17 protein-coding genes are annotated in these 25,974 nt (G+C 49.2%); 4 read left to right on the top strand and 13 right to left on the bottom strand.

The window, feature by feature from the left end:
* Positions 1-160: 160 nt before the first annotated feature.
* The 8 genes from MKY82_RS15620 to MKY82_RS15585 form a co-directional block, all read right to left on the bottom strand.
* Positions 161-3,379, bottom strand: coding sequence for a glycosyl hydrolase (locus MKY82_RS15620; protein ID WP_339296532.1), 3,219 nt, complete (start codon positions 3,377-3,379; stop codon positions 161-163).
* 24 nt (positions 3,380-3,403) lie between these two features.
* Complete coding sequence (locus tag MKY82_RS15615) at positions 3,404-5,407, bottom strand: DUF4965 domain-containing protein (protein WP_339296531.1); 2,004 nt, start codon at positions 5,405-5,407, stop codon at positions 3,404-3,406.
* 164 nt (positions 5,408-5,571) lie between these two features.
* Positions 5,572-7,221, bottom strand: a complete 1,650-nt coding sequence (locus tag MKY82_RS15610) for an extracellular solute-binding protein (protein WP_339296530.1) — start codon at positions 7,219-7,221, stop codon at positions 5,572-5,574.
* 72 nt (positions 7,222-7,293) lie between these two features.
* Positions 7,294-8,190: a carbohydrate ABC transporter permease gene (locus tag MKY82_RS15605; protein WP_071220677.1), complete on the bottom strand. Its 897-nt coding sequence runs from the start codon at positions 8,188-8,190 to the stop codon at positions 7,294-7,296.
* A gap of 12 nt (positions 8,191-8,202) precedes the next feature.
* Complete coding sequence (locus MKY82_RS15600) at positions 8,203-9,129, bottom strand: ABC transporter permease subunit (RefSeq protein WP_113059944.1); 927 nt, start codon at positions 9,127-9,129, stop codon at positions 8,203-8,205.
* Positions 9,130-9,172: 43 nt separating this feature from the next.
* Complete coding sequence (locus MKY82_RS15595; RefSeq protein WP_339296529.1) at positions 9,173-12,250, bottom strand: glycoside hydrolase family 38 C-terminal domain-containing protein; 3,078 nt, start codon at positions 12,248-12,250, stop codon at positions 9,173-9,175.
* Positions 12,251-12,290: 40 nt separating this feature from the next.
* Entirely contained in the window at positions 12,291-14,510 is a 2,220-nt protein-coding gene (locus MKY82_RS15590) for a hypothetical protein (RefSeq protein WP_339296528.1), read from the bottom strand.
* A gap of 165 nt (positions 14,511-14,675) precedes the next feature.
* Positions 14,676-15,824: a GntR family transcriptional regulator gene (locus tag MKY82_RS15585; RefSeq protein ID WP_339296527.1), complete on the bottom strand. Its 1,149-nt coding sequence runs from the start codon at positions 15,822-15,824 to the stop codon at positions 14,676-14,678.
* A gap of 319 nt (positions 15,825-16,143) precedes the next feature.
* On the opposite strand from MKY82_RS15585, the gene MKY82_RS15580 reads away from it, so the two are divergent.
* Complete coding sequence (locus tag MKY82_RS15580; RefSeq protein ID WP_339224003.1) at positions 16,144-18,198, top strand: GxGYxYP domain-containing protein; 2,055 nt, start codon at positions 16,144-16,146, stop codon at positions 18,196-18,198.
* A 244-nt stretch (positions 18,199-18,442) separates the two neighbouring features.
* Here the strand turns inward: MKY82_RS15580 and MKY82_RS15575 are convergent, their stop codons facing one another.
* A complete protein-coding gene (locus tag MKY82_RS15575) occupies positions 18,443-18,574 on the bottom strand; it encodes a hypothetical protein (RefSeq protein WP_339296526.1) in 132 nt (43 codons plus the stop codon).
* A 154-nt stretch (positions 18,575-18,728) separates the two neighbouring features.
* Between MKY82_RS15575 and MKY82_RS15570 the strand changes: the two genes are divergently transcribed.
* Genes MKY82_RS15570 through MKY82_RS15560 form a run of 3 tightly spaced genes read left to right on the top strand, consistent with a single transcriptional unit; the run spans position 18,729 to position 22,554 of the window.
* Positions 18,729-19,817, top strand: coding sequence for an endospore germination permease (locus MKY82_RS15570; protein WP_339296525.1), 1,089 nt, complete (start codon positions 18,729-18,731; stop codon positions 19,815-19,817).
* A 3-nt stretch (positions 19,818-19,820) separates the two neighbouring features.
* Positions 19,821-21,353, top strand: coding sequence for a spore germination protein (locus tag MKY82_RS15565; RefSeq protein WP_339296524.1), 1,533 nt, complete (start codon positions 19,821-19,823; stop codon positions 21,351-21,353).
* 31 nt (positions 21,354-21,384) lie between these two features.
* Entirely contained in the window at positions 21,385-22,554 is a 1,170-nt protein-coding gene (locus MKY82_RS15560; protein ID WP_339296523.1) for a Ger(x)C family spore germination protein, read from the top strand.
* Between the two features lie 134 nt (positions 22,555-22,688).
* Here MKY82_RS15560 and MKY82_RS15555 read toward each other — a convergent pair whose 3' ends face one another.
* The 4 genes from MKY82_RS15555 to MKY82_RS15540 form a co-directional block, all read right to left on the bottom strand.
* On the bottom strand, positions 22,689-22,859 hold the full coding sequence (locus MKY82_RS15555) for a hypothetical protein (protein ID WP_194542573.1): 171 nt from the start codon (positions 22,857-22,859) through the stop codon (positions 22,689-22,691).
* 100 nt (positions 22,860-22,959) lie between these two features.
* Positions 22,960-24,153 (bottom strand): epoxide hydrolase N-terminal domain-containing protein, encoded by a 1,194-nt coding sequence (locus tag MKY82_RS15550; RefSeq protein WP_339296522.1) that lies wholly within the window; start codon positions 24,151-24,153, stop codon positions 22,960-22,962.
* 178 nt (positions 24,154-24,331) lie between these two features.
* Complete coding sequence (locus MKY82_RS15545; RefSeq protein WP_339296521.1) at positions 24,332-25,186, bottom strand: protein phosphatase 2C domain-containing protein; 855 nt, start codon at positions 25,184-25,186, stop codon at positions 24,332-24,334.
* 32 nt (positions 25,187-25,218) lie between these two features.
* A complete protein-coding gene (locus MKY82_RS15540; RefSeq protein ID WP_339296520.1) occupies positions 25,219-25,965 on the bottom strand; it encodes a DUF4184 family protein in 747 nt (248 codons plus the stop codon).
* Between the last annotated feature and the right edge of the window lie 9 nt (positions 25,966-25,974).

Here is a 25,974-nt window from a genome sequence, read left to right as displayed (position 1 = left end):
ATATGTCTCTATGAAAAAATATCACCCATCAAACTCGGAATACGCCATTTTCTTTTCTTCAAATCTTTAAGATTACATATTAAATATTATGTAAACTACTTAAAGGAATGACTACAACCTAACCTCGGCTGCAGTCATTTTCAAAGCTAACCATTTAAGATTACAATCTTTGAGGCAAAGTTCGACGCACCAGCTTCACCCTTCCATTCATCCCGGAAGGCAATGCAGTCTTTCCATATAAGTTCTCCAGCGTATTGGCTGCCCGGATGGTAATCCAATTGCTCCCCTGCTCAACATATGGCGTGATGTCCCAGTGATAAGGAGGCCACAATCGAATCCCTACCTCCATATCATTCACATATAAAGAAGCTGTCTCCCTTATATCTTCAGCCTCCAGCCATAGTTCCTCATCTGGAGCCAAGCTAACTTGGGTCAGATCCACTTGCTGTGAATATTCTCCCGCTCCCGCATAATAAGGATAGCCGGCAGAAGCCCAACAACCAAACATATGTTCCGGACTCGCGTTTAGCCTCATCCGATCTTCTATAACAAAGGGTCCGATCAAAAATGCAGGAAATGAAATGGCCGGCATCGGCTCCAGCAATGAAACCGTCAGAATCTCAAGTTCGTTCTCGCCCGCTAACAAATGCGGCGTGATATCCACGCTAGCATAGTGTTGATCCTGCCAAGTAGAGGGCTGCAGCGCATTCTGTCTTACGCCATTCACGAAGATTTCAAGGTTGCGCCGGCGCTGCAGGAAGCCGATATGGGAAGGGATTTTCTGCTCCACATCGTCCAGAATGAGCTCGATCTTCGGTGATGGGTTGTTATTGGATTGATCCGGAAGCCCCCTACCGCTCGGTGATTGCAAGCGTTCGATCAGTTCCTGCGTCATGGTAAACGTTGTACGATACGTGTTCACTTGCCCAGGCATCGTAGCGTTCATCCTGGACTGTCGGTCATTCAGCGTGACCTGCCATTGGTCGAGTAATAAAACATTAGGTTCGAGTGTCTGGAAACGCCATGGATTATCAAGAAGGGTTACATCCTCTGCATCCCGCTTCATATCGAACATTTGTTCCGTTGAACCAATTGTGCTCTCCTCAGGTACAACCGATAGCACTCGCAGCTCCCCAGGTGCATAGGTAAGAACGGAATCGCTGGCTAACCGGCGTATTTTTCCGCTTTCCAAGCCCCATTCTTCGATTCGGTACTTCGCCTCAATGGCATCAAGCTTCATGGAAACGAGATTCTCCGACCAGTTCATCAGCCACACATATACCCGAGTCCCGAACACACGTTCTACACTAATCAAATCCTCATGTTGTCCTTCGATCAACTTCCATCGTAAAACAGGACTTTTCCTTAATAACCCGCTTACACGTTCACACAACGAATCAATCGGATCAACAAGTGGCAAGTTCTCCAGGGAATAAAACAGAGTATACCCCTTGCCGATGGATCGTAATTCATTATGCTGCGGAGTCGAACCAAACAGCGCATGCATATGCTTCGCCAGTTCCGGATCATGATGCAAGCACTCGCTATGCCGCGGTATCGCTCCTACAGCAATGAGAGTACCGCCTTGCTTAACATACGAAACGAGCTGTGCGGCTATGTCCTTCGACATGACCTCAATCTCCGGCATAATCAAAACCGAATATATGTTCGCACACCCGTTAAATCGCACCCCTTCTCCATCCATAAGGCTTGCTTCGCGAAGCTGAGATTCGTCTACATAGTCGTAATCAATGGATCTGCGAAGCATCCGATCCGACAGGAGCGAGAATAGAGCATCGGAAGCGGGATATTTATTCGATTGACCGGATACGAACATATTTTCGTATACCGTATGGATAGGTGACAGCAGAAGAATCTCCGGTGTACGTTTACCGCTCGCGCCAAGCAGACTCAGTCGACCGAGATAGTCGGCAAAAGCACGATAATGCGGCCAGTGAGGCGCATGCTTGAATTCCGTCGGCGGGAAATCGGTCTTCCGATACCCGGCAAACGAGTAATAGAACGCATGCGGGATGAAGAGGTTAACGCCCAGAAATGCCATGAAATTGGCATCCAGTCGCCGCTCTCGCATGGAATAGCCGTGACCGCTTGCGCCAAACGATTCGCAGATCACCCGTTCCTTGCTGTTCAGCTGAGCGACAGAAGCTGCCGTCTTCACCGACACGATCCGATGCGGATTCTCCTTCGTGCCGATTCCGGGCGTTAAATAATCCACGCCAGCGTAGTGAAACTGCTGCAGCACCCGGGTCTGATTGCCTTGCGATCTAGCCTGTCCCCAGACCGGCTCTTCGAGCGTATGACCAATGTAGAGCAGTCCATGCCGCTCACACCATGAACGAATCGCTTGATGATAGCCCTCAACATACCAGCGTGTTATCGTATCATAATACTGCTGCTTCGTTGACCGGCTGCCATCAGCCATGTTATATAACAAGGCGCCTAACCGCGGGATGAGATCATAGCCGTTCTCTTGCCGATATCGCTCCGCCATCCCTTCCGTCCAAGCGAAGACCATGCCCGGCAGGGTAGCGCCTACATCGTGAACTGCCGTCCGGATCGCTTCCACCCCAAAGAAACCATCATGGATCATTAGCCCGGGTTCGTCGGTGAAAACGCCCTGTATCGTTGTGCCGAAGTATTCCTGCAAGGACTGAAACGGATCATAGGACATTCGGATGAAGGCCTGAACGGCTTCCGGATTCAACGTATCCAAGTAGTACCCATTGGCAAACGTGATCCCTTCCGCGATCTCGCAGGACCAGCAGGCCAGCACGATATAAGGATCCTCCGTAGTCGGCGTCCATTCTCTACCCCATACATGCGTAAGATCCTCCGGTTCATCATAGAGCATCCATTCCCCGTCCTGCCAAGCAGCGCGATAAGCCAGGATGGCAATAAGCTCATTGTGATCATAACGCGCAAAATCCAGCTTCAATCCTTGTTGTTGTCCGTCATGCGTATATCTTTTCTCTTCAACCCTTAAATAACGCATGCGATATTCCGGATGCTGACGCGTCAGTTTGCCGCCCAACGTTCCGCTTGGCCAATTGTCCTCATCGTACAGCCAGACGACCATATTACGTCTCTTGCACTCCAGGGTGCAGAACTCCAACGCTTCCATAAATGCCGGCGAGAGGTACGTGGTCTGCATCCCATGGCGCGCATGCAGAACAACACCGCCGACACCCGCTTCATACATCGATTGGATCTGGCTTTCCAGCTCCGGCCTCGTGAGCTCATGATTCAGGAACCAGAACGGCTGCGGGCGATACGTGGCATCCGGATTCTCGAATTGCTGCTTCAGTTGCATTAGATCCTTGTGGGCTATTTCTGCCTGAACATTAACGTTATTCAACATGCATCACCTGTCTTATCACAGATTTCATTCAGACCGGGACATAAGCAACCGGATGAAAAAACCACCGACAACGGAGCGATTCTGGAAGTTCATCTGTTTGCCGCTAAGCGTGTCAAACCAATCGGTCACCGGAACGCGAGCAGAGGTTTCATTCATGAAATCCCATAAGGGCGCAATCATGGCTTCAAACTGGGATTGCTTGGCACTCATGGAGGCACACCATACCAGCCAATCCGCTTTTGTATACGTATCGCGGCTATCCAGCGGAAGGCCGTAACGATTCTGTTTCAACTTATAATAGTCCAGCTCTTGGGCAGCAACTTCTTTTGGAAACAGGTTTAATTCCAGCAGGCGATCCCACACCAGATTGTATTTCAAACTCCAGGTATCGTTTGCGCTGTCAAACGTAAGCTTATAATGATCACCTGCATCGGCCATGGATATCCACTCATTCGCCATATTCCGAGCGGCTGCAAGATAAGATGCCCCTTCCTGTGAGCCCAGCAGGTCGCACATGTACGAATACGCGGCAATGCCCAAGATCGCTTTAATGGACAAATTCGCATTATGCGCCAAATGTCCGGCAAAATCATCCGTGCACAGCTGATTATCCGGATCGAGTCCATGCTGCAGTAGATATCCCGCCCAAGAAGTAAGAGGTTCCCAGTGCTCCCGGGCAAAATCCGTATTCCCTTCATATTTGCAAACCGCGGCAGCCATTAGGAGCATATTCCCGCATTCTTCGATCGGCATCTGGTATTCCAGCTTGTTCTCGCCATACACCTGCCCGTTGGCTCTGGGGTATGTTCCCACGTCATGAGGCGCAAAATCGAACGACCAATCAGGGCTCATGGCATACTTATAAATCGGGCGCATCATCCCCTTGACCAGTTCAGGATTGTATCTCAGGAACAATGGAATCGACGGATAACTGACATCGACCGTAGCGATGCATCCGTTGCTGAAATTCTCCTTGGAAAAAAACAGCACATGTCCCGCTTCATCGGCAACCAATTTATGCGCGGCTACCGCCTGTCGATACGTCAAAGCCAAGATATCCCGGTATTTTTCACCGCCTGCGGCAAGGCTCTCCGCCATCAGCTCGCAATTAAATCTCTCGCAACGCTGCATGATGTCTTCATATTGATCAACTGCCAGTAACAACATGGCATGGAACGTCAATCCGTTTCGCTTCCAGTAAGCATCCAGCGGCTGGTTAAAATATTCGATGGCATGAATATCATCATACGCAAGCATCAGATACTCAGATACCCATTCATCCCGTACTGGGCCCAGATCGATTTCGGCTGCCATAACGGGGGTATGATTGGATACGGCCCGCGGCTTCTGCTGATCATCTTCCGGGGGTAATTGACCGGTTCGTACATATAACTCACGGCTTGACACAGAATGAATCACCGTCTGGATACGTTCCGTACGGGGAACCGCCAGCACCATATACCCCCAATCGATTCGGGTATCATCTCCGGCAAGCTGAAGAATCGGCTGTTCGACAGTACCCATCGCCATCATATTCAATTGTCCATCGATAACGCGATGCTCCCAGGTCACTTGCTGATCCGGTGTATTTACGCACCATTCGCCTGTAACATCGAAGTAGAGCTTGACATCATGTTCACGCCCATCCATCGAACGAACCTGAACTGTCACATACGTTACGGGCCGGGACAACAGATCAAGATCATTCAGTAATAAAGGCGTGGTGAACTCAACTTGAAGCTCAATGCCTTCCCCTTGGAACGTATAACGGGTAGTTACCGGCTCAACCGTCAAATCGGTTTGTTGAAGAACTTCAAGCTCGGGATGCTCTGCTGAATCCGCTGCTGCTACCTTCCCCATAAATCGTCTGGGCAAGCCATCGATGATCGCAAGGCCGACCATACCTTGGATCTTGTTCGTCCAATGCCGGGTATGATCATCGTAGAGATGATCCGCAGCGGACCATACGCTGAAGTAAGGATCTACGGTGACCAGCGGTACGGATGGAGGTCTGAATTTCGTTGTCATCTGACATCAACTCCTTCATGTCTTGTTTATTCTTGATAATGCCTTCTATATCCTTGTGATGGTGAAACAAAAACCATGGAGAGCAGCAAAAGGCTCCGCCCCCTTGATGGCCAAGGTGCTGCGAAGCCTTTCGTTTTACCGGGCTCCCTTGACGATGGAAGTCATCAGTTCGGCATCTGAACGGTTACCACGTCTTTCCCCTTCAGATTTTCGTTTGTGAACTGTATCGCTTTCTCATATCCGGTTTTGCGGAGCTGTTCCCGTAGTTCATTGATAATGCTCATCGCCGCTTCATCCGATTTGGCAAATACCGCTTCCTTCCACGCATCTCCCATTCGATCCATCGATGGCTTCAGCATTTCCCATTCCGGCGCCTTCGTGATAACATCACCCGGGTTATAAGCAGTAATTACGTGAATCCCGTTCGGACGGAGGATTTTGCGAGCGTTCTTCATCGCTTCAAGCCTTTCTTGTTCCGCCCAGATGTCTCCTCCCGCAGCGGAATTGATGCGGTCAAGCCCTGTCAGCGATTCCAGACCGATGCTGATGCCTTCGTTCTTCCGCAGCTTCATGTTGGTGTCCGTGCTGAATTTGTCAAACCATTCCTGATTGGCAACAGGCTTGCCGTCCTTCATGTCCCAATGAACACCCTGAACCCCGTACCGGGCCAGCATAAAGCCTTCATCGGAAGCCATGAAATCCAGGAACTTCAATGCAGCGTCAACGCAAGCGCCTTTGCAGTTCTTCGTGATCGCCGTTACGTTATTTCCCTGAATCCCCAGATCGACAGGCCTGTCCGGCTCAACGTCAGCGCGTTCCAACGGGCCGAGAGGAATGTAGTCGCTGCCCGGATGCGAAGAGACATACTCCTTGGAAGCATCCAGGATGGCCGGATAGTGCGCGGCCAGGATGGCGATGCGGCCTTGATTGATTTTTTCCTTGGCAATCGGGTCTGTCTGGGTGAAGGCTTCAGGATCCATCAGCCCCTCTTCAACGAGCTTTCGATAAAACAGCGTGTATTCTTCATAGCCCTTGGTGAAGAAGTTATGTTCAACCGTGCCGTCGCCTTTGTCGACGTAACTCGCTCCGGAATAAAACATGGTGTTGCCGATGCCAACGGCCCAGCCGTTACTGAAACCACCCAGCGGAAAGACCGGCTGGCCGTTCTCCTGCAGATTGGCATCCTTGATTTTTTTGAGGAAGTTGTAGAAGTCCTCCTTCGTCACAACGGATTGCGGATCGACGCCGACTTTCTCGGCGATATCTTTGCGCACATAGAAACCATAAAGCCAATCCATGCCGTCTTCGTTCGTGGCCGGCTGATTTTGCAGGAGCAAATATTTTTTGCCATCGTAGGCGTCTATCGCTTTCTCATATAATGCCGGCGGCACATTTTCTTCCGCAATCGATTTGGACAAGTTTGGATAATCCTTCAGCTTGTCCGATATATCCACCAATTGTCCCTCTTTGGCAGCCTTAATGATGCCATCCAATTCCCCGCCCCAGGCTGGCCCGGTATAAATGTCCGGCAAATCCTGCGTGGCGAAGATCTGGTTAACCTTCTCCGTCTCACTGCCTTTTGTATATTCCCACTCGAGGGTAACACCGGTTTTCTCCTTAATGACTTCCTCCACGGGCGTTATGGCATCAGAACCGTTGGAACCATTCCAATTGTGTAGTATTTTGAGTTTGTATCCTTCTGCCCCTTCTCCGTTATCTCCGTTCCCTGATGAATTCGTGCAGCTGATCAGCAAACCTCCAACCATGATGGACACGAGCAATGTGGATACGCCTTTCGACCAAATCCTCTTCAAACCAATCGCCTCCTGGAATATGGATATCAATGATCTTGGTAAAGCTTTGGACAAATTCCGGGTCAGGATGACCTAACCTTTAACTGAACCGATCATAACCCCCTTTACGAAATATCGCTGCAGGAACGGATAAATGCACAAGATCGGGAAGACCGTAATGACAAGCAAGGCCATCCGGAGCGATTCCGGCGTCGCGCCAGCACCGCTGGTTCCGCCAATCGTCTGTCCACCCTGCTGCGCGGCTCGCTGCATCGAATTCGACAGTGCTTCAGCTTCCGTCAGCATTTCTTGCAAGAGGGTCTGCACCGGTATCAAATCTTTGTTGGATACATAGTAAGCACCCGAGAACCAATCATTCCAATGGGCCACCCCGATGAACAAGGAGATAGTGGCAAGCACCGGGCCCGATAGCGGCAGTATAATCCGCACGAAGATTTGAAAATCGCCGTACCCGTCAATGCGGGCAGACTCCTCCAACTCCTCGGGGATGCCTTGCAGGAAGGTGCGGATGATGACGATATGCATGAAATTGAACAGCATCGGCAGCACATACACCCAGAAGCTGTTGATCAGATGCAGCTTTTGCAGCGTGATGAAGAACGGGATGAACCCGGCACTGAAAATCGTCGGCAAAAAGATGTAAAAGGTGAAAAAGGAGCGGCCCGGCAATGTCTTTTTGGAAAGCGCGTAGGCCATGAGCGTACACAGCACGACATGCAGGAATGTACCCAGCACGGTGCGCATGAGCGTAATTTGGTACGCCTTCCAGATGCGGGCGTTATCGAATACCTGGGCGTAGTTCTCCAGCGTGAATTTACGGGGCAAAAAATAGATCGCCCCCATCATCGAATCCTTCCCGTCGTTAAGGGAATACGCCAAAATGTAAATAAACGGATAGATCATCGAAAATCCGATGATGGCGAGAACGGTGTAATTGAACATCGAGAAAAAAGACCATTTACGTTTCATTACGTCACCTCCTTAGAACAGGGATACATCACTGACTTTACGGGCGATGCGATTGACGGTCAGAACCAGGATGAGCCCGATAATGCTTTGGAATAGGCCGACCGCAGCGGCGTAACTGAGACGCCCTTCCCGGATACCGGAATTGATGGCGTGCACGTCCAGCACGCTGCCCATACTGGCAGTCGCAGGACCATTCAAGAGAAGGAGCTGTTCATACCCGGCGCTCATCAGATTTCCCACGGCGAGAATAAATAAGATGATGGCCACATTGCGGATACCAGGAAGTGTCACATGCCACATCTGCTTGAAGCGTCCTGCGCCATCGATCTTGGCAGCTTCGTACAGCTGCTGATCGATACCCGCAATGGCGGCCATGAAGATAATCGAATTCCAGCCGATGTTCTTCCAGATATCGGACCCAACAATCATCTGATAGAACCAGGTAGGATTGTTCAGGAACTGGATCGATTCGACCCCAAACGATCCCAGCAAGTCATTGACCGGACCGCCATATGGAGTCAGTAAACGCTGCATCAGCGTGACAACCACGATCCAGGATACGAAATAAGGTAAATAAGAAAGCGTTTGAATCGTCTTCTTGAATTTCATCTTCCGAACTTCATTCAATAGGAGCGCAAGAATGATCGGCATCGGAAATCCGATCAACAGCTTCATAAGACTGATGATGACCGTGTTGCGAATGATGTCACCGGACTGATAGTAATTGAAGAATTGTTCAAAGTACTTGAATCCTGCCCAGGGACTCCCGGTGAAGCCGCCAACGAAGGTATAGTCCCGGAAAGCAACTTGAATTCCGTATAAGGGCACGTAAGAGAATAGAAAAAACCAGACGATGCCTGGCAGCATGAACAAGTAAAAGAGCTTGTGCTGCCAGATTCGTTTCATGAATCGGTTGTTGGTTAATCGTGACTTGCTCACATTCCCACCTCTCCTTTCAGTGGGGCGGACGGGCCGCCCCGGGTTATCCTAGCGGTAATCTCAAACGCAGCGTAATGATTTCAAATGGCGTAAAGGATAGCGTAATTTTGTTGGATGCTTCGCCAAGCGGCAGCGCTGCAAGGATGTTTTCCATCAGATCCGTAGTCCAGGCTTCGGCCGCTTCAAATCCACAATGAAGTGTCGTGCTGGCATGTGTTCCCGATGTTTCATACAGACGAACCACGATGTCGTCGCCATCCTCGGCTTTCTTGACGGATTCCACCATAATGTTCGGATGATCCGGCCGCAGAAATGCTTGGGAAGACGGAAGCTTTCCTGTCGCTTGGTCAGGCACGGAAGGCAAGGATATCGCCCGAAGCGGGATATTCAGCTCATTGCCTCGTCGATAGATTTCGGCTTGAACATGGTTCCCTTGATGCGGATATAACGAATATGTGAATCGGTGCTCCGCACGGTCTGCATCCGGATCCGGATAAGAGCTGCTGCGAAGCAAATGCAGATCCAGCACGTTATGGATCGCCCGATGGCCGTATTTGCAATCATTGAGCAGCGCGACCCCATAATCCGGCTCCGATAAATCAATCCATTGATGGGCACAAATCTCGTCCTTCGCAAAATCCCACATCGTATTGCGGTGGGTCGGCCTGCTCAAGCTGCCGAACTGGATCTCGCAATGAACCTGATCCGTACGTATATTGACCGGGAACGAGGTTCTTAGCATCTTGCCGTTCTCTCTCCAATCGACGGACGTCTCGAAATCGATACGCTGGCTGCCCTCCGTCAGCACAACGGTCTGCGTCAGCGCAGATTCGCCATATGCGTATTCGAAGACCAGCCCGATTCGCGGGCCGTCCCGCAGCTTTTGTATCGCGAGGAGGTTTAACGGCTTGCCCGGATTCGCCGAATAGTCATGACGGAAATCCCATGCATCCCCCTCGTCATGGTACACGCGAAGATCGTTACCCGAGTGGCCTTGCTGGATGACTTCGCGAGCTTCCGCCTTATCCAGGATCGATAGAATGCCCCCGTTTTGATCAAACTTCACGATCAGTTTGTCGTTCTCCAGGCTTCGCTCGGAAACTGTAACGTCTAATTCCGCTTCCGGTGTTTCCAAAAGCATTTCAATGCCTGAGGCTACTTCATCTTCAGCTCCGGTATCGGCGTCATTCGATATGACGGTGTAGCCCATCGATGGAACCACAACGTGATGCCATCTTCCTTTCGCGCGCAGCCACTCCCGGCGTTCCCAAGGCAGCGAATTAAATACGACCGTTCCGGGAGAAGCTTTGGCATCGTGTGAAATGTGATCTGCCAGATAGCGATAGGTCTCGGCAATCATAGCTTCCGTGTTTGATAGCAGCTCTTCATAACGTTCTAACGACTCATCATACACCCGCTTAATGGAAGAGCCCGGAAGAATGTCGTGGAATTGATACAGCAGAACTTCTTTCCAGATCGTCTCCAGCGTCTCGGACGGGTATGTCCTGCCTAACCGGGCTGCCAGCACGGAAGCAAACTCCAGCTCACGCAGCGCTTTCTCCATCTTCCGGTTGTACCGCTTGCTTCGCGCCTGACTGGTCAGGGTGCCTTGATGCTTTTCCAGATAAAGCTCACCGCGCCACGTCTGGAATGAATCGCGTTCTTCGTTCAATCGCTCAAAGAACTTCCACGAGGGCTCCTGAATGACAGGGGATAGACCAAGCAGGTTCTTCTCGCGTGCAAGCCGCTCCAAATGCTCTTCACCAGGACCGCCGCCGCCGTCCCCGATGCCGAAGAGCATCAGGGCATGACTGGATACATTTTTATCTAAATATTCCCGCTCCGCTTTGGCGATGGAACGCGGGGCTGCCGGGCTGTTGTACGTATCTTCAGGCGGCATATGCGTTAATACGGCGGAGCCGTCAATCCCTTCCCATAGAAAGGAATGGTGAGGGTGCCGGTTATATTCGCTCCAGGAAAGCTTCTGGGTCATCATGTAATCCACGCCCGACTTCTTGAGCAGCTGCGGCAGGCTAGCGGAGTAACCGAAAACATCCGGCATCCAGAGCGATTTCATCTCCAAACCGAATTCCTGCTGAAAATACCGCTTGCCATACAGGATCTGGCGCACCAGAGATTCGCCGCCCGGCACATTGGTATCCGACTCCACCCACATGGCCCCCTGCGGTTCCCATCTGCCTTCGCGTACCCGCTCCTTGATCTGTTCATATAACGCGGGATAATGCTGTTTCATCCAGTCGTACAGCTGGGGCTGGCTTGCGCCGAATACATACTCCGGATAGCGTTCCATCATGCGAAGCGCGGTCGAGAACGTCCTGGCGCCTTTCCGGATCGTTTCGCGGATGGGCCACAACCAGGCCAGATCGATATGCGCATGACCCACCGCGCTGATCGTTAAGATCGGATCGCCTCCTTGCAAGCTTAATTGTTTACCCAATTGCTTCTTCGCTTGATTGACCTGCTCCGGCGAGAAATCCGTTAGCTTCAGTGATACGTCATAGAGGGCCTGATAGATCCTCTCTTTACGCGCGGTTCCGGCAGGGAGCTGCTCGGCAGCTTCCAAGAGGACTTCGACATCGTAATAGAGGCCACGAATGTCTTCCCGGCAGACTGCGATGACAGCTTCTTTCAAAGTACCTCCCTGGTATTTGCCGAAGAGATCGTTATTGCCTGCATCTGCCCATACTTCAATGTCATATCCGCTCATGTACATATCATGAAGCCGGACAACACGCTTGCCGGGGAGTCCTAATGAAAAATCGAATTCCGAATTCACGGTAGTCAATCCCTGGACCGGCGATCCTTCCTGGTCGACCAGACACAACTCACCGTTAATGTCCAGTAAAAGGACGTGGTCTTCCTTGCGGCTATTTTCCGGTAGGCTGCCGGTAAATCGGAACCAGGCACAATCCCACAGGTTGCCCCATCGTTCTCCGTGGACAAGCGTCATTGGCACACCCGTCATTCGATCCATGAACGATACGGGCTCGGGCGTAACCCATGCCTTCACTTCCAACTCGGCAACCGGCTCATATATCGCTTCCCGAAGCTGGTTTAACATTTGTTTTAACCGTTCGGGCCTTATCGGTTCGTATGGCATGATGATTTGCTCCTCTCTAGTGCGTCAATCGGCTGCAGATTCAGGTATGAACCTCGCTTGCTGTCCAATCCACCTGGATCTCTGCATGGTTCACGCTGCCATGTTCATACTGCAGCAGCACGGTTTGCGACTTCGGATCCCACTCCCATTCAGCAGGTACGGCTTGATCCTGAATAACGTACTGTACAGATTTCGGCTCCATTGGGCAATACAATCTCGCGCTTGCCTGCAGATTGGACGGCCCTCTCGCGATGAATCGGAAGCCTGATTCCGTCTGGACAAGATCCTCGATTCGGGAAGAAGCGGCAATGACGGACACCTTGCCGTCCGAAGGACGTCCGGCCTCAACATCATAGAGCAGCACCTGTTTCCCGGGGCTTAACGTAACCTGATCCAGAACGGATAGCTTCGAATCGAACAAGTCCACAATCGGGCCCGAGATATTCAACGGCTCAGCGGAGATCGATTCCTCCAGAACCGAAGCGATCAGATAAGGGCCTCTCTTGAGCTTGAAATAATGTTTGGAATTCCACGGTCGTTCTGCGCCATGATGTGCTTCCAGCGTGGATTGGACGGCTTGCCGCAGCCGGTCTGCCCCCGCTTTGGATAGGGTGAGTTCAGCCGGATGCTGATCCAACCAGCACACGATGCCTTTTCCTACCGGATGGACGCCTTCCGCTTTCCCCTTCAGGCCAAGCTGCTCAAACAGATGCTCCCGCGGCGAGTTATACTTCGAGCCAAACGGTTGATCCTTGCGGTCATTGTTCCACCATGAACGAATACCGTGATATGGATCGCTGTCATCGCCAACATAGATCAACGCCCCGCCATCCTGCACCCACTGGGCAAGAGCATTATGAATGTCCGGATACTCCGGTTTAATAAATTCATAGCTCAGAACCAGCACGCGGTATGGAGCCAAATAACCCGGATACCGCCTTACATTATCCAGCTGAAGCGGACGAACCGGGATTCCATGTTTCAGCAGCGGCAGTGACAGACCGTAGAAAGGGGAAAAATCGAGAAGCTCGGTGTCCCCTTCCGCCTGAAATCCTTCAGGGTCCGTACCGTCGTATTTACCGGCATCGGGCGCTTCCGGATCCGGCTTCATCCGCTGAAACATCGCGGAGTCGGCAATAAGAACGCCAACCTGCAACTCATCTTCTGCCGATTCGATCACCTCCTGGTCCATGTTACCCAGCGTGTGCATGACCTGGAGCAGCGTCGCTGCATAGTCAGACGGGATGGACTCCTTACCCGAGCCGTCTTCAGATGGATAAATTCCCTTAAAGATTCTTCGCGGCCAGGGTGAAACTTCGTAATGGGCCACTCCGGGATGCAGCAGTGAGGCGACCACGGTCTTTAAGTAGTTCTGTTTGTAATCCGCCCAAGTGTGGTTCGGGTTATCTTCAATCGGATCATGCAAGAACCACATGCGTCTGTCGGTTCCGCGGACCAGCTCCTGCATCACGCCATATTCAAGGTAAGCGGTTTCAAACGTCCGTTCCTTGCGCAGTCCTTCATACACATTCGGCGTTCGGGACGTCCCCGTCCAGATCTGTGCAATGTACCCGTCAATGGACGGAAGCTCAACGAGCCCGGATTGCGGGCTGACAATTCGCCACTGCGTGTAATTGATCAGGGAATGAGTCGGAACGTAAAAGCGAAGGACTCGGCCATAACGATGCAGCGCGTAATCCTTCATCTCTGCACATAACCGGTCCAGCACGCGTGTATATAAATACGCTTTCAATTTGGAAGCCCGGTATTGCGCGTCAGGGGAAGCGTGCGGTGGAATCCATGGCTCTTTGTAATACAGCAGCCATTCCCGCTTAAATGCTTCCGAATAACCGCCATTTACCCAGAATTCGGGCTCCTCCAGATGAATGGCCTCTACGCCCGCATCAACCGCAATGCGTATTCGATCCGCTAGATAGCGCCCAAAGGAAATCGTTGGCACCATATAAGGAATAACCGGTTGTTTGCCATGCAGGATCATCTCTCCGTGACGATCGGTCTGTGCTTCATCCCAATGTGATGAACCGTCAACCTCTCCGTCCAGGTAGTTGTTGTATGTCCCCCATGCGACTCCTGTCATCAGATGGACGATATATCCTTTATCCTTCCAATTCTGAATGCGCTCCGGCATCGTTTCATCAATTCCGTAGACCATCACAAAGTCAGTCTGAAGATCATAGTCGGGATGATACGGAGCCGATTCCTGAAAACCGGTTCGTTCTTCTCTGCGGTCTCTTGGCACGTTCTAAACCTCCTTGCTCTGGTTAGATGCACTCTTGCTTCTTGGGTATTCATCATTTTCTAGAATATAATATATAATATTAATATATTCAATATGTTTTTTAGTGAGAAATAAAAAAAGCCCTCTCCGTTAGTTAACGGAAAAGGCTTTTCCTTAGCGTAAGTATTACGTTTGTGGAACATGACCCGACGTTTGGCGAATGACCAGCTCCGGCTCAATCAGCAATTTGCTGTAGCTCTTCACTTCTCCATGACCGCGCAATACTTCGAGCAGTTTACCGGCAGCCTGGTATCCCATATCCCATTCAAACTGTTTGACATGGGTAAATATGCTGAATTCCTCCACGATAGAAGTCGGATCGTCGAAGCTGACGATCGAAACGTCTTCCGGCACGCGAAGTCCCGCTTGCTTGGCCATCTGATAGATTTGGACGCCCAATCTCCCGTTTAGCGAGATATAGGCGGTAACCATGCGATTTCGGATATATCGGTACAATGGATGAGCTTCGGCATCCTTGAGCACACTCAGCGGTTTGAAATCCGTAATCATATGCGCCGGATTGATTAATGCGCCCTTGTCCTTTAATGCATCAATATAGCCTTCGATCCGCTCCTGAACCGTGACGGTTTGCAGGGGAGAATCCGAGCATATGGCGATGTCCCGATGTCCTAACTCCCATAGATGTTCAACGGCGAGCCTCGTACCGCGCCTTCCATCAGCCGCAATATAATGCGTCTCGACCCCTGGCAAATACCGGTCAATCAGCACAAAAGGAAACCCGGATAGCTTCATACCCAGTATTTCCTCGTTGTAGTTCTCTTCGTCTACCGGGAAAATCAGCAGGCCTTCGGCTCCGAGAACCTTCAGCTCTTTGATGGCATCCTTTTCTTTTTCCAGCTTGCCGTCGGTCAGCATGATCATGCTGCGATAACCTTCGTCATTCAGCGCAGCTTGGATTCCCTCAATGAGCCTGATGGCGAAATAATCATGGATGGTAGGCATGATCACGCCTATGATGCCCGTAGCCAGCTTCCCCTCTTTTCCCTTAAGCTTCGCAGTTGATGACTGGCCCGCAGTTAAGAAATCGGCCTCCTCTGCTACAAAACTGCCTTTGCCCGGCACCCGGGCAATTAATTTCTCATTCGCTAATCCGGTTAGGGCATTGGCAACCGTTATTTTACTGACATGAAACTGATCCATCAGCTCCTTCTCTGTCGGAATGCGGTCCCCAGGCTTCATATTTTCTGTTGTTATGACGTGCCTTATATAGTCCTGGATTTGCTGATACAACGGAATTCGATCGTTTGCACTCATTCTAATCACATCACCAATTCATTCATGATATTTGAAATATATAATATATCCTTACACATACAAGCGCAATAAACAAGCATGAGTCGATCACCAGACTATAACGGCAAACTCTTGATACACCTATGTTTAATTTGCCTGATTTTCAAGAATTATAGGAAGTTTTGTCGAACTACTTGTAAAACCATACTTGAATATATTAAATATGTGTTGATAAGCGGAGTGTTGACCGGCTATTGGGCCGAAAAAGGAGGATCGATGTTTGCGGATGAACACACGCTTTGATTTCTGACCACAGATCATAACAAGGAGTGAATTCGCCATGGCTCGTAGATTCACGATTCTCTGTTTAGCTATCCTATGTGCTTTTTCATTAACGACCAGCGCAGCTTATGCTTCGGAAACGAATCCACAGTCAGCGCAAACTGACAGCTCCAATCATCGTGAACTGCCAAGTTTCAAGAAGCCTAAGCATCTGGACGTCGCAGATATTTATGATGCACCAGGTGACATCAAATTGTTGTTAGGGACCTTGCAGGGAATCGTAAACAGGGAACAGCCCCGAATCTATTTGATTGAATCCCAGGAAGAAGGGAAAATGACCTGGCTTAACGATATCAATGTTCCTTACACGCTTCATGAAGACTATTGGGACGTGTTCTCCGCATATCGCAGCGAGGCGAAAGGCATGATTGTATATGATCCGGAAGTTCCTGATACGATTAATGTCGCCACCACGCTCGCAGGTTTGAAGAATGCGGTCGTTGCCAGCCCTGAGCTGGCCGACAAATTGTCTAAAGCTCCATTCGACTTGAAGATCCTCGACGATCTTCGCGGTAAATTCGATAATCGACTTGAAGCATACACCTGGCAATATGAGCATCTGTGGGAGCAGACAACTCATCAGATGCTGATCGGGCTGGATCCGGATACAGCGATTCGTATTCCTTCCGGAATGCCTGAATCGTTCGTGACGATTGCGGAAGAGAAGCAGCAGGTGCGGGATGCGAGCAACCGTGATACTTATAACCTCGACCTCTCCTCCCTCTTGGGAGAAGCATCCGTTTATCTGCGCTTTGATGATGCTTTTACCCAGGATGGCTGGGGACCCGCGGTACATGAAATAACGATCAAGGCTGACGACAAAGAGATAGCGAGCTTCATCGCAGGAACGCCTGAAGAAGAGTCTTATCTCTATGATCGGCAAAACTCCAAGTTCAGTGAAGGCCAAGGCGGTCACCGCTTTGCCGATAACGGCAGTTATTTTGTATATGAATTCACTCCGCCTGCGGGAACCGAGATACTGACCGCAGAAGTTGATATGTGGAACCAGTACAAGGTTTCGGCGGGGAATATCCGTCCGCCTTCTGCAGAGCAGCAGGAGCCCTATGGCTATTTAAGAGATTACGCCGTTGCCAATAAAGCGATGGTATTCTGGCTCGATTCCAATGTACCTGAGCAAAAAGCGCTTTTCGAGAAAATCATGTCCGATGTGGAGCCGGGCACCCCATACCTCGGCTGGTTCAGCAACGATGTGGAAGGCGAGTTCAGCTCGGTCGAGATAGCCTCCCGTTACGGCGTCTATGTGCTGGCAGCCGATTGGTTCAGCAATCTGACCGTGTTCTCAGGAACCAAGCCGAAGTTCAAGCTGGCGAAAACACCTCCACAGCCGGCCCTTGAGAACAAAATTTATGTGACCTATACCTTTACGGAAGGCGACAACTTTCAATATAACCAGCATCGCATGCGCGTCATGTGGGATGACCCGGCCAGAGGCAAGGTTCCGATAAACTGGACTTCAAGCCCATTGCTCTATGAAGGTGCCCCTGCCATATTGAATTACTATCTAAACACGGCAACAGAGAACGATTTGCTCATTGCCGGACCTTCCGGTGCCGGTTACTTCTATCCGAGTCCATGGCCTGACGCTAGCTTCCGTGAGTTTTTGCAGCAAACCGAGAAGTATATGAAAAAGACAGGAATGACAATCCCTTATGTACTGAACCGAATCGACAGCGAAAATGTGCCGTTATCACCGTTTAAAGCAAAAGCTTATGAGGAGGAATATAACGTACCTGGTTTATTTATTAGTTATGAAGACAAATACGGGGTTGAAATTATCGGCGACAGCCTGCCCGTGTCTACGATCCGGGGGATCAGCACCGTTCAAGACGGATTGCAGGTGCTCAATGAAGCCAAAGCAAATTGGGATGGTAAATCACCGTTGTTCGTCTCGCTCGGTATGCTCGCATGGAGCATGACCCCGTCCGATGCGCTGGCGCTGACCGAACAGCTCGGGGCAGATTTCAAAGTCGTTCGCGCCGATCATTATTTCTCTTTGATCCGCGAAAGCTACAACTTGCCAATCAAGAAATGACGATTTTCGATTAAACAAGTGACAGATGTATTAAGGGCATCGCAGGTCCGATTATCATGGATCTGCGATGTTTTTGATGATGGAATGGAGATCCTTCCCCACCCCGTGGTCACGGGATTTAGGAAGGATAATTAACGACATTAAATATAGTTAGTTAATGCCATTAATTAATCTTACGGTCACTATTCGCTGCATGCATTTAATGTAGTTAATTAATTTAATTAATAGCATTAATTAAATGCGATCAACCTCCTAATTCATGAACCAATAGAAACTCGCGACTCCATGATCTCCACCATACATCCTCCCTAACCGGCACATTTCCTCTCCATCCGCACAACAGCCCCACGATTTCCGCAGACTCTGTAGCTTGCATCCAGATGATTTCTCCTGATTATTTCTTGGGTAATCGCAAAAACCACATCCATTCGACAGAAGACCGAACTCTTCCCCTGATACATAAAATGCGGCAAATGGTGAATACTCACTATATCGATTAGCATGTATTCCCTCATATGGAGATTAGTATAATGCCCACTAGCAAAAAGATATCATTGATTGAGGTCTACTTCATCATGCTGTTGTCCTTGGGTATCACCAATCATGTCATCCTGATTCCGCTTATTCTGCAGTACGCGGGCCGCGACGCATGGATGGGCACCCTGTTGACCATGATCCTGCATATTGGCTGGGTCTACATTTTGTTTTTTATCATGAAACGAACGCAGCAACAATCGATATTCGCCTGGTTCAAAGATGGTTTTGGTCCGATCATCGGCTGGATATTTATATGCATCATGTCACTCTACTTTTTTTGGATGTCCGTAGTCATATTAAGAGAAACGGTGACATGGATTCGGGTTACCTACCTGCCGCAAACGCCGAAAACGGTCGTCTCGCTGACCATTATTCTGCTATGCGTATATGTGGCCAATAACGGGATTCGCTCGATAGCGATCATATCCGGCATTTTGCTCCCCGTTGTGTGGGTACTGGGCCATTTTGTAGCTGTGTCGAATCTTCAATATAAGGACTACTCATTGTTAACTCCGCTATTCGTTGAAGGTTACACTCCTATGCTCAAGAGCATGATCGTAGCCGGTGGCGGGTTCATGGAGATGATTGTGCTGATCTTTCTTCAGCATCATATGAAACGAAAGATGAATTACCTCTCGATTGTTATTTTATCGGTTCTTCTCGGCGGGCTCACGCTGGGACCATTGATGGGAGCGATCGCCACATTCGGTCCTGTTCCCGCGATGGAATCCCGCTACCCTGCCTACGAACAGTGGATGCTGGTCACCATTACGAAATATATAACCCATGTCGATTTTCTGGCTCTATACCAATGGATATCAGGGACATTAATCCGCATCTCTCTTTTCCTGCTTATTATGGCCGATGGTATCTCATTTAAAAAATCCAGGCGACGCCTTTGGTATTTGTTAGGGTTGGGTACCGCACTGACTGTCTTTTCTTTAATACCGGTAATCGATCGACAAATCGAGTTATTCGTTCTCGGCAAATACTCTGCTGCATTCCTTGGCTTCCTGTCTGGGCTAACGCTATTCATTGCGATCCTAGTAACATTTAAACCTAAAACCAAAAGGGGCGGGTAGACGATGACACATCACAGACCTCGAAATCGAATGTTCCGTCGACAATCGAAACAAGCTCAGTTTGCAGTTGACCGCCGCAAGCCTGCTCTCGATACATTGGATGAGAACACCCTGCGTTCCATGTTTGCCTCTTCCGCAGACGTTGTCATCCAATCCTTTCCGGCAAAGAAGGTTAGTGCGTTTCCTGCATTGCTCTTCTACTGCGAAGGTATGGTTGATCCCACGCTGATGACCCAATATGTACTGCCGGATCTGGAAGAAAAGCTGGAGCACTTCAATGAGTGGGAAGCACTGACCAGAGAATTGGATAAATCGATGGAATGGAGTGAAATTAACCAGCATGCCGACGTTGTAAAGCTTTTGTTCGAAGGGCACATGATCCTGTTTTTTACAACAGAAAAATGCTGTTATTCCATCAATATTGCCGCACGCCCAAATAGACAGCCTGATGAATCCAATACCGAGGTGGCCATCAAAGGGGCGAGAGACGCTTTTACGGAGGATATCACCACGAACGTGGCACTCGTCCGCAAAAGGCTGCGAACGGCCACACTCCATAATGAACAAATGATCATCGGAGAGCGCAGCCAGACCCGGGTTTCACTTCTATATATTTCCGATATCATACGCCCTGAAGTCGTCAACGAGGCTAAAGAGCGATTAAAAGGCATCCATGTCGATGCACTCATTACCAGTGGCCAACTGGAGGAGGCTCTTTCCGATTCCACCCTCTCCCTGTTTCCGCTGATGGACTATATAGGCAGACCGGACTTTGTAGTGGAGTGTTTGCTTCGAGGACGTTTTGTTATACTTGTGGATGGCTCGCCAATGGCATTAATTGCACCATGCAATTTGATGGAATTATTAAAAACGCCTGAAGATTCCTACTTCCCCTACTACTTTGTAATCTTTGAACGGCTTCTCAGGCTGCTGGGTCTCTTTCTCGCCATTATGCTACCGGGATTATGGATTGCCCTCACAAGCTATAACATCGATCAGCTCCCCTTTCTACTTCTTGCGACCGTCACAGTTTCCAGATTTGGGCTTCCGCTTTCCTCCCCCATGGAGATTTTATTGATGCTGGGTATGTTCGAGCTTTTCAGAGAGGCTGGCATCAGGCTGCCCAAAGCAGTCGGTCAAACCATTGCGGTTTTAGGCGGTCTCATCATCGGTGATGCTGCCATCCGTGCTGGTCTTACGTCACCAACCATGCTGGTTGTCTCTGCAACAACCGCGGTCGCGACTTTTACTTTAGTGAATCAGACGCTTAGCGGGACGGTCAGCATTATTCGACTCTATGTGCTCATCTGGTCTGCCTTGCTGGGTATGCTCGGATTCTTCATTGGCATATTAACGCTTGTCGCATACCTGTCTGTTCTCGAATCCTTCGGACTTCCGTACTTAGCTCCCCTATCTCCATTAACGTTCAAAGATCTGATGAGTTCCCTCTTAAAAAAACCATGGGCTTTCAACAAAAAACGACCGCAAATGCTTCAAACGATAGATGACTCCTCTGAAGAAAGGGAACCTGAATGAAATGACAACCTGCGTCAGAATCATAAAATTAATGTGGTTAATCGTATTACTCCATTTGTTAACCGGCTGCTGGGACATTAAAGAGATTCAAGACATCAATTACATTACTGCCATCGGAATCGATCAAGAAGGCGGAAACTTTGTCGTTTACACCCAGATGATGGATTTCACTTCCGTAGCCAAAATTGATTCAGGAAAGTCTGATAAGCCCTCACAAATATGGACGTCCAAAACAAAAGGAAAAAGCTTGGACTTGGCCATCAATAACATTTATGACTCTACGCAGGAACGTACGATCTGGAGTCATATTTCCTGTATTATCATTAGTGATAACGTGTTGAAATCGAATGTCCTAACGAAACTGGATACCATCGGTCGCTACCAGGAGGTTCGCATGACGCCTTGGGTATTCGGCACAAAGGATTCGATCGAGCAATTGATGAATATCCCGGCATTTTTCAACCTCTCCCCTTTAAATACATTAGCCCATGAGCCTGTTGAGGAATATAATCAGAGGTCCTATATTGAACCGATCCGATATTTCGATTTCATGGCACTGATGACAGAACCAGGCTGGACGGTTTTGCTTCCAAATCTGACGATCGATACAAAGACATGGAGCCGTAACCAAAAAGAAGATCCGAAGTTAGAGATTAACGGAGTATTTGCTATATCCAAAGGGGTATCCAACGGCTTATTCACCAATGACAAGCTTACCGGTTTGCGCTGGCTGGAAGCCGATACTAAGCGTTCCCACATCCCGATTACCAATCAGAACGGTGAATTAGCAGGAGTCGCGGTATTATCCAACCCTAAAATCAGCGTGAAAATAAACATTGTCAACGGCATGCCCAAATACCGCGTTAGCGTCAAGTTAAGTGGAAACGTAGTGGAAGCACTCGATGATATGAACAAAACGGATTTTGAATTACAGGCAGCTAAGGGGGTACGCGAGGAAATTTTGACTACGTTTAAAAATGGAGCTGCTTCAAAAACGGACCTATTCAGCTTGGAGCACGTGTTGTTCAGGAGGAACACCCGGCTTTGGAAAAAAGTCAATCAGTCATCTGCTCAAGCGATCGATCCAAGCGCACTGGAGACAGTTCACGTCGAAATCCATCTGGATCACGCCGGCATGAAGCTGCTCCCTCATCATAATAGTCCGATTACACCTACGACTAAAGACGAAGCAGACTCCTGACACTCTATAATTAAAGAACCCATAATAAAGGCAGCCTGTTCTTATAGTCAAGAACGGCTGCCTTTGATTTGGAGGAAGCTCCATATGGCATATATGATAAAGCGAATTTTTGATATTGGTATATAACATCTTGGTTAGATGATAACGTCCACATCGTCATCCTCAAACAAGTCATCATATGCGACGTAAAGGCCTATAGCTGAGGCAATCAATACTAAGATAGCTGCAATGAACGCCAATTGCTTAACCGTAGCTTTTTTTGAAGCTGCTTGTTGTCTGCGTTTTCTTTGCGTTCCTTGGCCCATACGACATACCTCCCACTCCATGCCATTACCATAAAATATGAATTCGACATGAAAATGTTGTTAGGCAAAGTACGGTTATATCGCATTCGTGATTCTTGTCCTATCGGGTAAGCTTGCTAAAAAATGCTCTTATATCCTCAATAAGTGATTCCGGGTCTGCCATGGCAACCATATGACTGCCACTTTCGCGATTCGACCAGTGGATAATGTCGTTTTTGGCTTCTGCAATACGCCGGAATACAGAACCTCCCCCATGGGAAACCCCTGTCGGGACTCTCATCTGATTGGTTGGCATCCCAGCTGCTCCTTCATAATAGGTCCAGGCCGAGGAAGCAAATGTCTGCGTTAACCAATAAACGCTTGCGTTAGTGAGCAGCAGATCTTTATGGATCGGTTCTTGAGGAATCTCTTCCGTGTTTTTAGGCCATCCGTCAAATTCTTTAAACCGCTCAACAAGGAAAGCAAGTCCTGCCACCGGCGAGTCAAGCAGCCCATAACTGAGTGTTTGCGGTCGGTTGGACAGATACGGTGCATAACCGCTCCCACCTTCAAACAGCTCGGCTAGATGAGTAATTTCGGCCATTTCCTCCTCGCTGCACCCTTCCAGTTCACTCGGATCTCCCATGGGGATACCCAGCCCTCCTGTAATATGAACACCAATCATATGCTCAGCATCAAGGATAGCCAGCTCGGGGGAAACTAATGCGCCTGCATCGTTGCCATGTGCTCCATAAGCTTCATAACCGAGTCTGTGCATCAGCTCAGCCCACACACTGGCTACGCGCTTGATGCTCCACGGTGTCTCATCTGCCGGCTCCGGAAAAGTGGAAAAGGCGAATCCTGGAAGCGAAGGTGCCACGATATGAAAAGCCATGCTTGGATCTCCACCATAGGCTCGTGGATTGGTTAGTGGTCCAATGATGTTCATGAATTCAACGATGGAATTCGGCCAACTATGGGTCATGATCAACGGTAAGGCATGTGGCTCGGGAGATCGTACATGAAGAAAGTGGATCTGCTGACCCTCAATGTCCGTTATAAATTGCGGAAATGCATTAAGTTTTTGCTCATACTCACGCCAGTCATATTCATTCTGCCAATATTCCACCAGCTCTTTAAGATACGAAACAGGAATTCCCCGACTCCAATCACCGCCAGGTAACTGGGAAGGCCACCGGGTATGAGCTATACGTGCTCGCAGATCGTCAATGTCTTGTTGAGGAATGTCGATGTGAAAGGGGCGGATGAAGATTTCGGAATCTTGGTACATGGTATCTTGATGATTGTTAGCCATCGGATTACCTCGCTCTCAATTTTTTCTTCATTATAAGAGCGAAACACTGACGACAATGTGTCAGTGTTTTGGTGGAAGATTTCTCATATTGTGAGGGTGCCTAGTCACTCAGAAGTAAAGAAAGAACCCGCGATATACACGGGTTCTGTTAAGTCATAAAGCTTTGTCGATTGACCATTTAGGAGTTGTTAAAGTGAATCACCATGCCTGTTTTATCATCGGATTTTTTGAATCTTGCATAAGTTAAGCACTCAGGGTCAGCCTCTTCGACCTCAAGTAATTCATGTGCATACTGCTCAAGCCCCTTTTCGAGTATACACTGCGCCATATAACTCCAATAGGATCGATCACTCGGGACATCGCGTTCAGGCCAGAATAAACCATCCGTTAACAAGATCACGTGTTTTAAGCGTGACTTGTTGATCTTTCCGTATTCGAGAAAATGGGCAGCTTGGGCTTCTCCGTTCAATACGCCATAGCCTCCATTCGTATTACTCTGAAAGCGATTCGCCCTGATGATATCAATAACCGTCCCGTGGAGGTCTTTTTGATTGGTTAATCCCTTAATCACGCCCTCCTCCCATTTTGCGATGGCCGGAGATTCCAAATGAGCGACTTGTCTCCAGGTTAACGGGCGAACCTCCCCATCTTGGTAGACGGCAAGAATCATGCAGTCGCCTGTCTGAATAAATTCCATACGGTCCTCTTGAATTCGAACAAGAGCAAGGGCAGTGCCCCAGAGGCCCTCTTTATTCTTCATGTTAATATTGGCTTGCAGCATAAGTTCTCTTAGCTTTTGGTTCGCTTCCGCAACATGATCCGTAAGCTGTACAACCCGGTCCAGTGATTCGAAGTACTTCTTCACGGTTTGGGCAGCGATGTAACCTCCGGTTTCCTTCTTGTCGCTGAGGTATGGAACGATGGATGAAACTCCATCTAACACGCCATACAATGAGGCTTGTTCGTTTATGACAAGTGCATCTTCGTTTAAGAAATGGATTCCCCTATGCGTGAATTGCTCAACGGTTACCATAACGCTCCTCCTGTCGATTCCGATTCTAATTACTAGCTTTGCAACTTGACCCTTGCAGCCCGCCAAAAGGCAAGACATGTTACAAGCAGGGCCAGCATGAAGCTGCTGATAGCCGGAACGACAAGCTGTAATACAAACGTCATCCCTTCACCATCAACAACCGTCAGCATGGCCATGAGCATAACCAGAATATAGATCACTATAAATACGCACCAAAATGGTAGAACCGAATTTGAATGTTCTCTTTGCGCTGGTGCTACATACAAATGGCGATGGATCCACCATACGATCAGGACCAGCCCGATCAGACTGCTGCCGTGCTGACATAATTTATATACCGGAATTTGTACGGAATCGATATGTATCCAATGGGTAAGAAAAGGAATCTGATTCACGATCCAGGCACCTTTATGCGTAAACTGATCCCATAATAGATGTGTGCCAACGCCCACTAATCCCAAGATCATTACGACAAGCCAACCTTTAAAAGTGGCCGGCACCTTCCCTGTCCGATCCCATCGGTATGGAAACCATGAAGGTAAATATACGAATAGAACGGGTCGTACCACCGTCTCGAAAATAACGTACAGGAGCAAGATCATGGGAAGGTTGAACAGCAAGATGCCAGGACCCTCGTGGCTCCATAAGCCAGACGCCCGAAATCGGATGAAATATTCAAAATCCGGTGCCATGCAGCCGATTATTAGGGCTGATACCGGCAGCGATTTCTTCTTCCACCAAGGCATCGTGATGACAGGATGAGCGAACGTAAACGGCATAAGATCTCC

This window comes from Paenibacillus sp. FSL W7-1279, from assembly GCF_037969845.1.
Lineage (GTDB): Bacteria > Bacillota > Bacilli > Paenibacillales > Paenibacillaceae > Paenibacillus_AQ.
This window is presented reverse-complemented; position numbering and strand designations above follow the sequence as displayed.

What these genes read in the sequence shown, in the direction of transcription:
- MKY82_RS15620 (WP_339296532.1), bottom strand. Translation starts at nt 3,379, where the DNA reads ATGTTGAATAACGTTAATGTTCAGGCAGAAATAGCCCACAAGGATCTA.
- MKY82_RS15615 (WP_339296531.1), bottom strand. Translation starts at nt 5,407, where the DNA reads ATGACAACGAAATTCAGACCTCCATCCGTACCGCTGGTCACCGTAGAT.
- MKY82_RS15605 (WP_071220677.1), bottom strand. Translation starts at nt 8,190, where the DNA reads ATGAAACGTAAATGGTCTTTTTTCTCGATGTTCAATTACACCGTTCTC.
- MKY82_RS15595 (WP_339296529.1), bottom strand. Translation starts at nt 12,250, where the DNA reads ATGCCATACGAACCGATAAGGCCCGAACGGTTAAAACAAATGTTAAAC.
- MKY82_RS15585 (WP_339296527.1), bottom strand. Translation starts at nt 15,824, where the DNA reads ATGAGTGCAAACGATCGAATTCCGTTGTATCAGCAAATCCAGGACTAT.
- MKY82_RS15580 (WP_339224003.1), top strand. Translation starts at nt 16,144, where the DNA reads ATGGCTCGTAGATTCACGATTCTCTGTTTAGCTATCCTATGTGCTTTT.
- MKY82_RS15575 (WP_339296526.1), bottom strand. Translation starts at nt 18,574, where the DNA reads ATGCAAGCTACAGAGTCTGCGGAAATCGTGGGGCTGTTGTGCGGATGG.
- MKY82_RS15570 (WP_339296525.1), top strand. Translation starts at nt 18,729, where the DNA reads ATGCCCACTAGCAAAAAGATATCATTGATTGAGGTCTACTTCATCATG.
- MKY82_RS15565 (WP_339296524.1), top strand. Translation starts at nt 19,821, where the DNA reads ATGACACATCACAGACCTCGAAATCGAATGTTCCGTCGACAATCGAAA.
- MKY82_RS15560 (WP_339296523.1), top strand. Translation starts at nt 21,385, where the DNA reads ATGTGGTTAATCGTATTACTCCATTTGTTAACCGGCTGCTGGGACATT.
- MKY82_RS15555 (WP_194542573.1), bottom strand. Translation starts at nt 22,859, where the DNA reads ATGGGCCAAGGAACGCAAAGAAAACGCAGACAACAAGCAGCTTCAAAA.
- MKY82_RS15550 (WP_339296522.1), bottom strand. Translation starts at nt 24,153, where the DNA reads ATGGCTAACAATCATCAAGATACCATGTACCAAGATTCCGAAATCTTC.
- MKY82_RS15545 (WP_339296521.1), bottom strand. Translation starts at nt 25,186, where the DNA reads ATGGTAACCGTTGAGCAATTCACGCATAGGGGAATCCATTTCTTAAAC.
- MKY82_RS15540 (WP_339296520.1), bottom strand. Translation starts at nt 25,965, where the DNA reads ATGCCGTTTACGTTCGCTCATCCTGTCATCACGATGCCTTGGTGGAAG.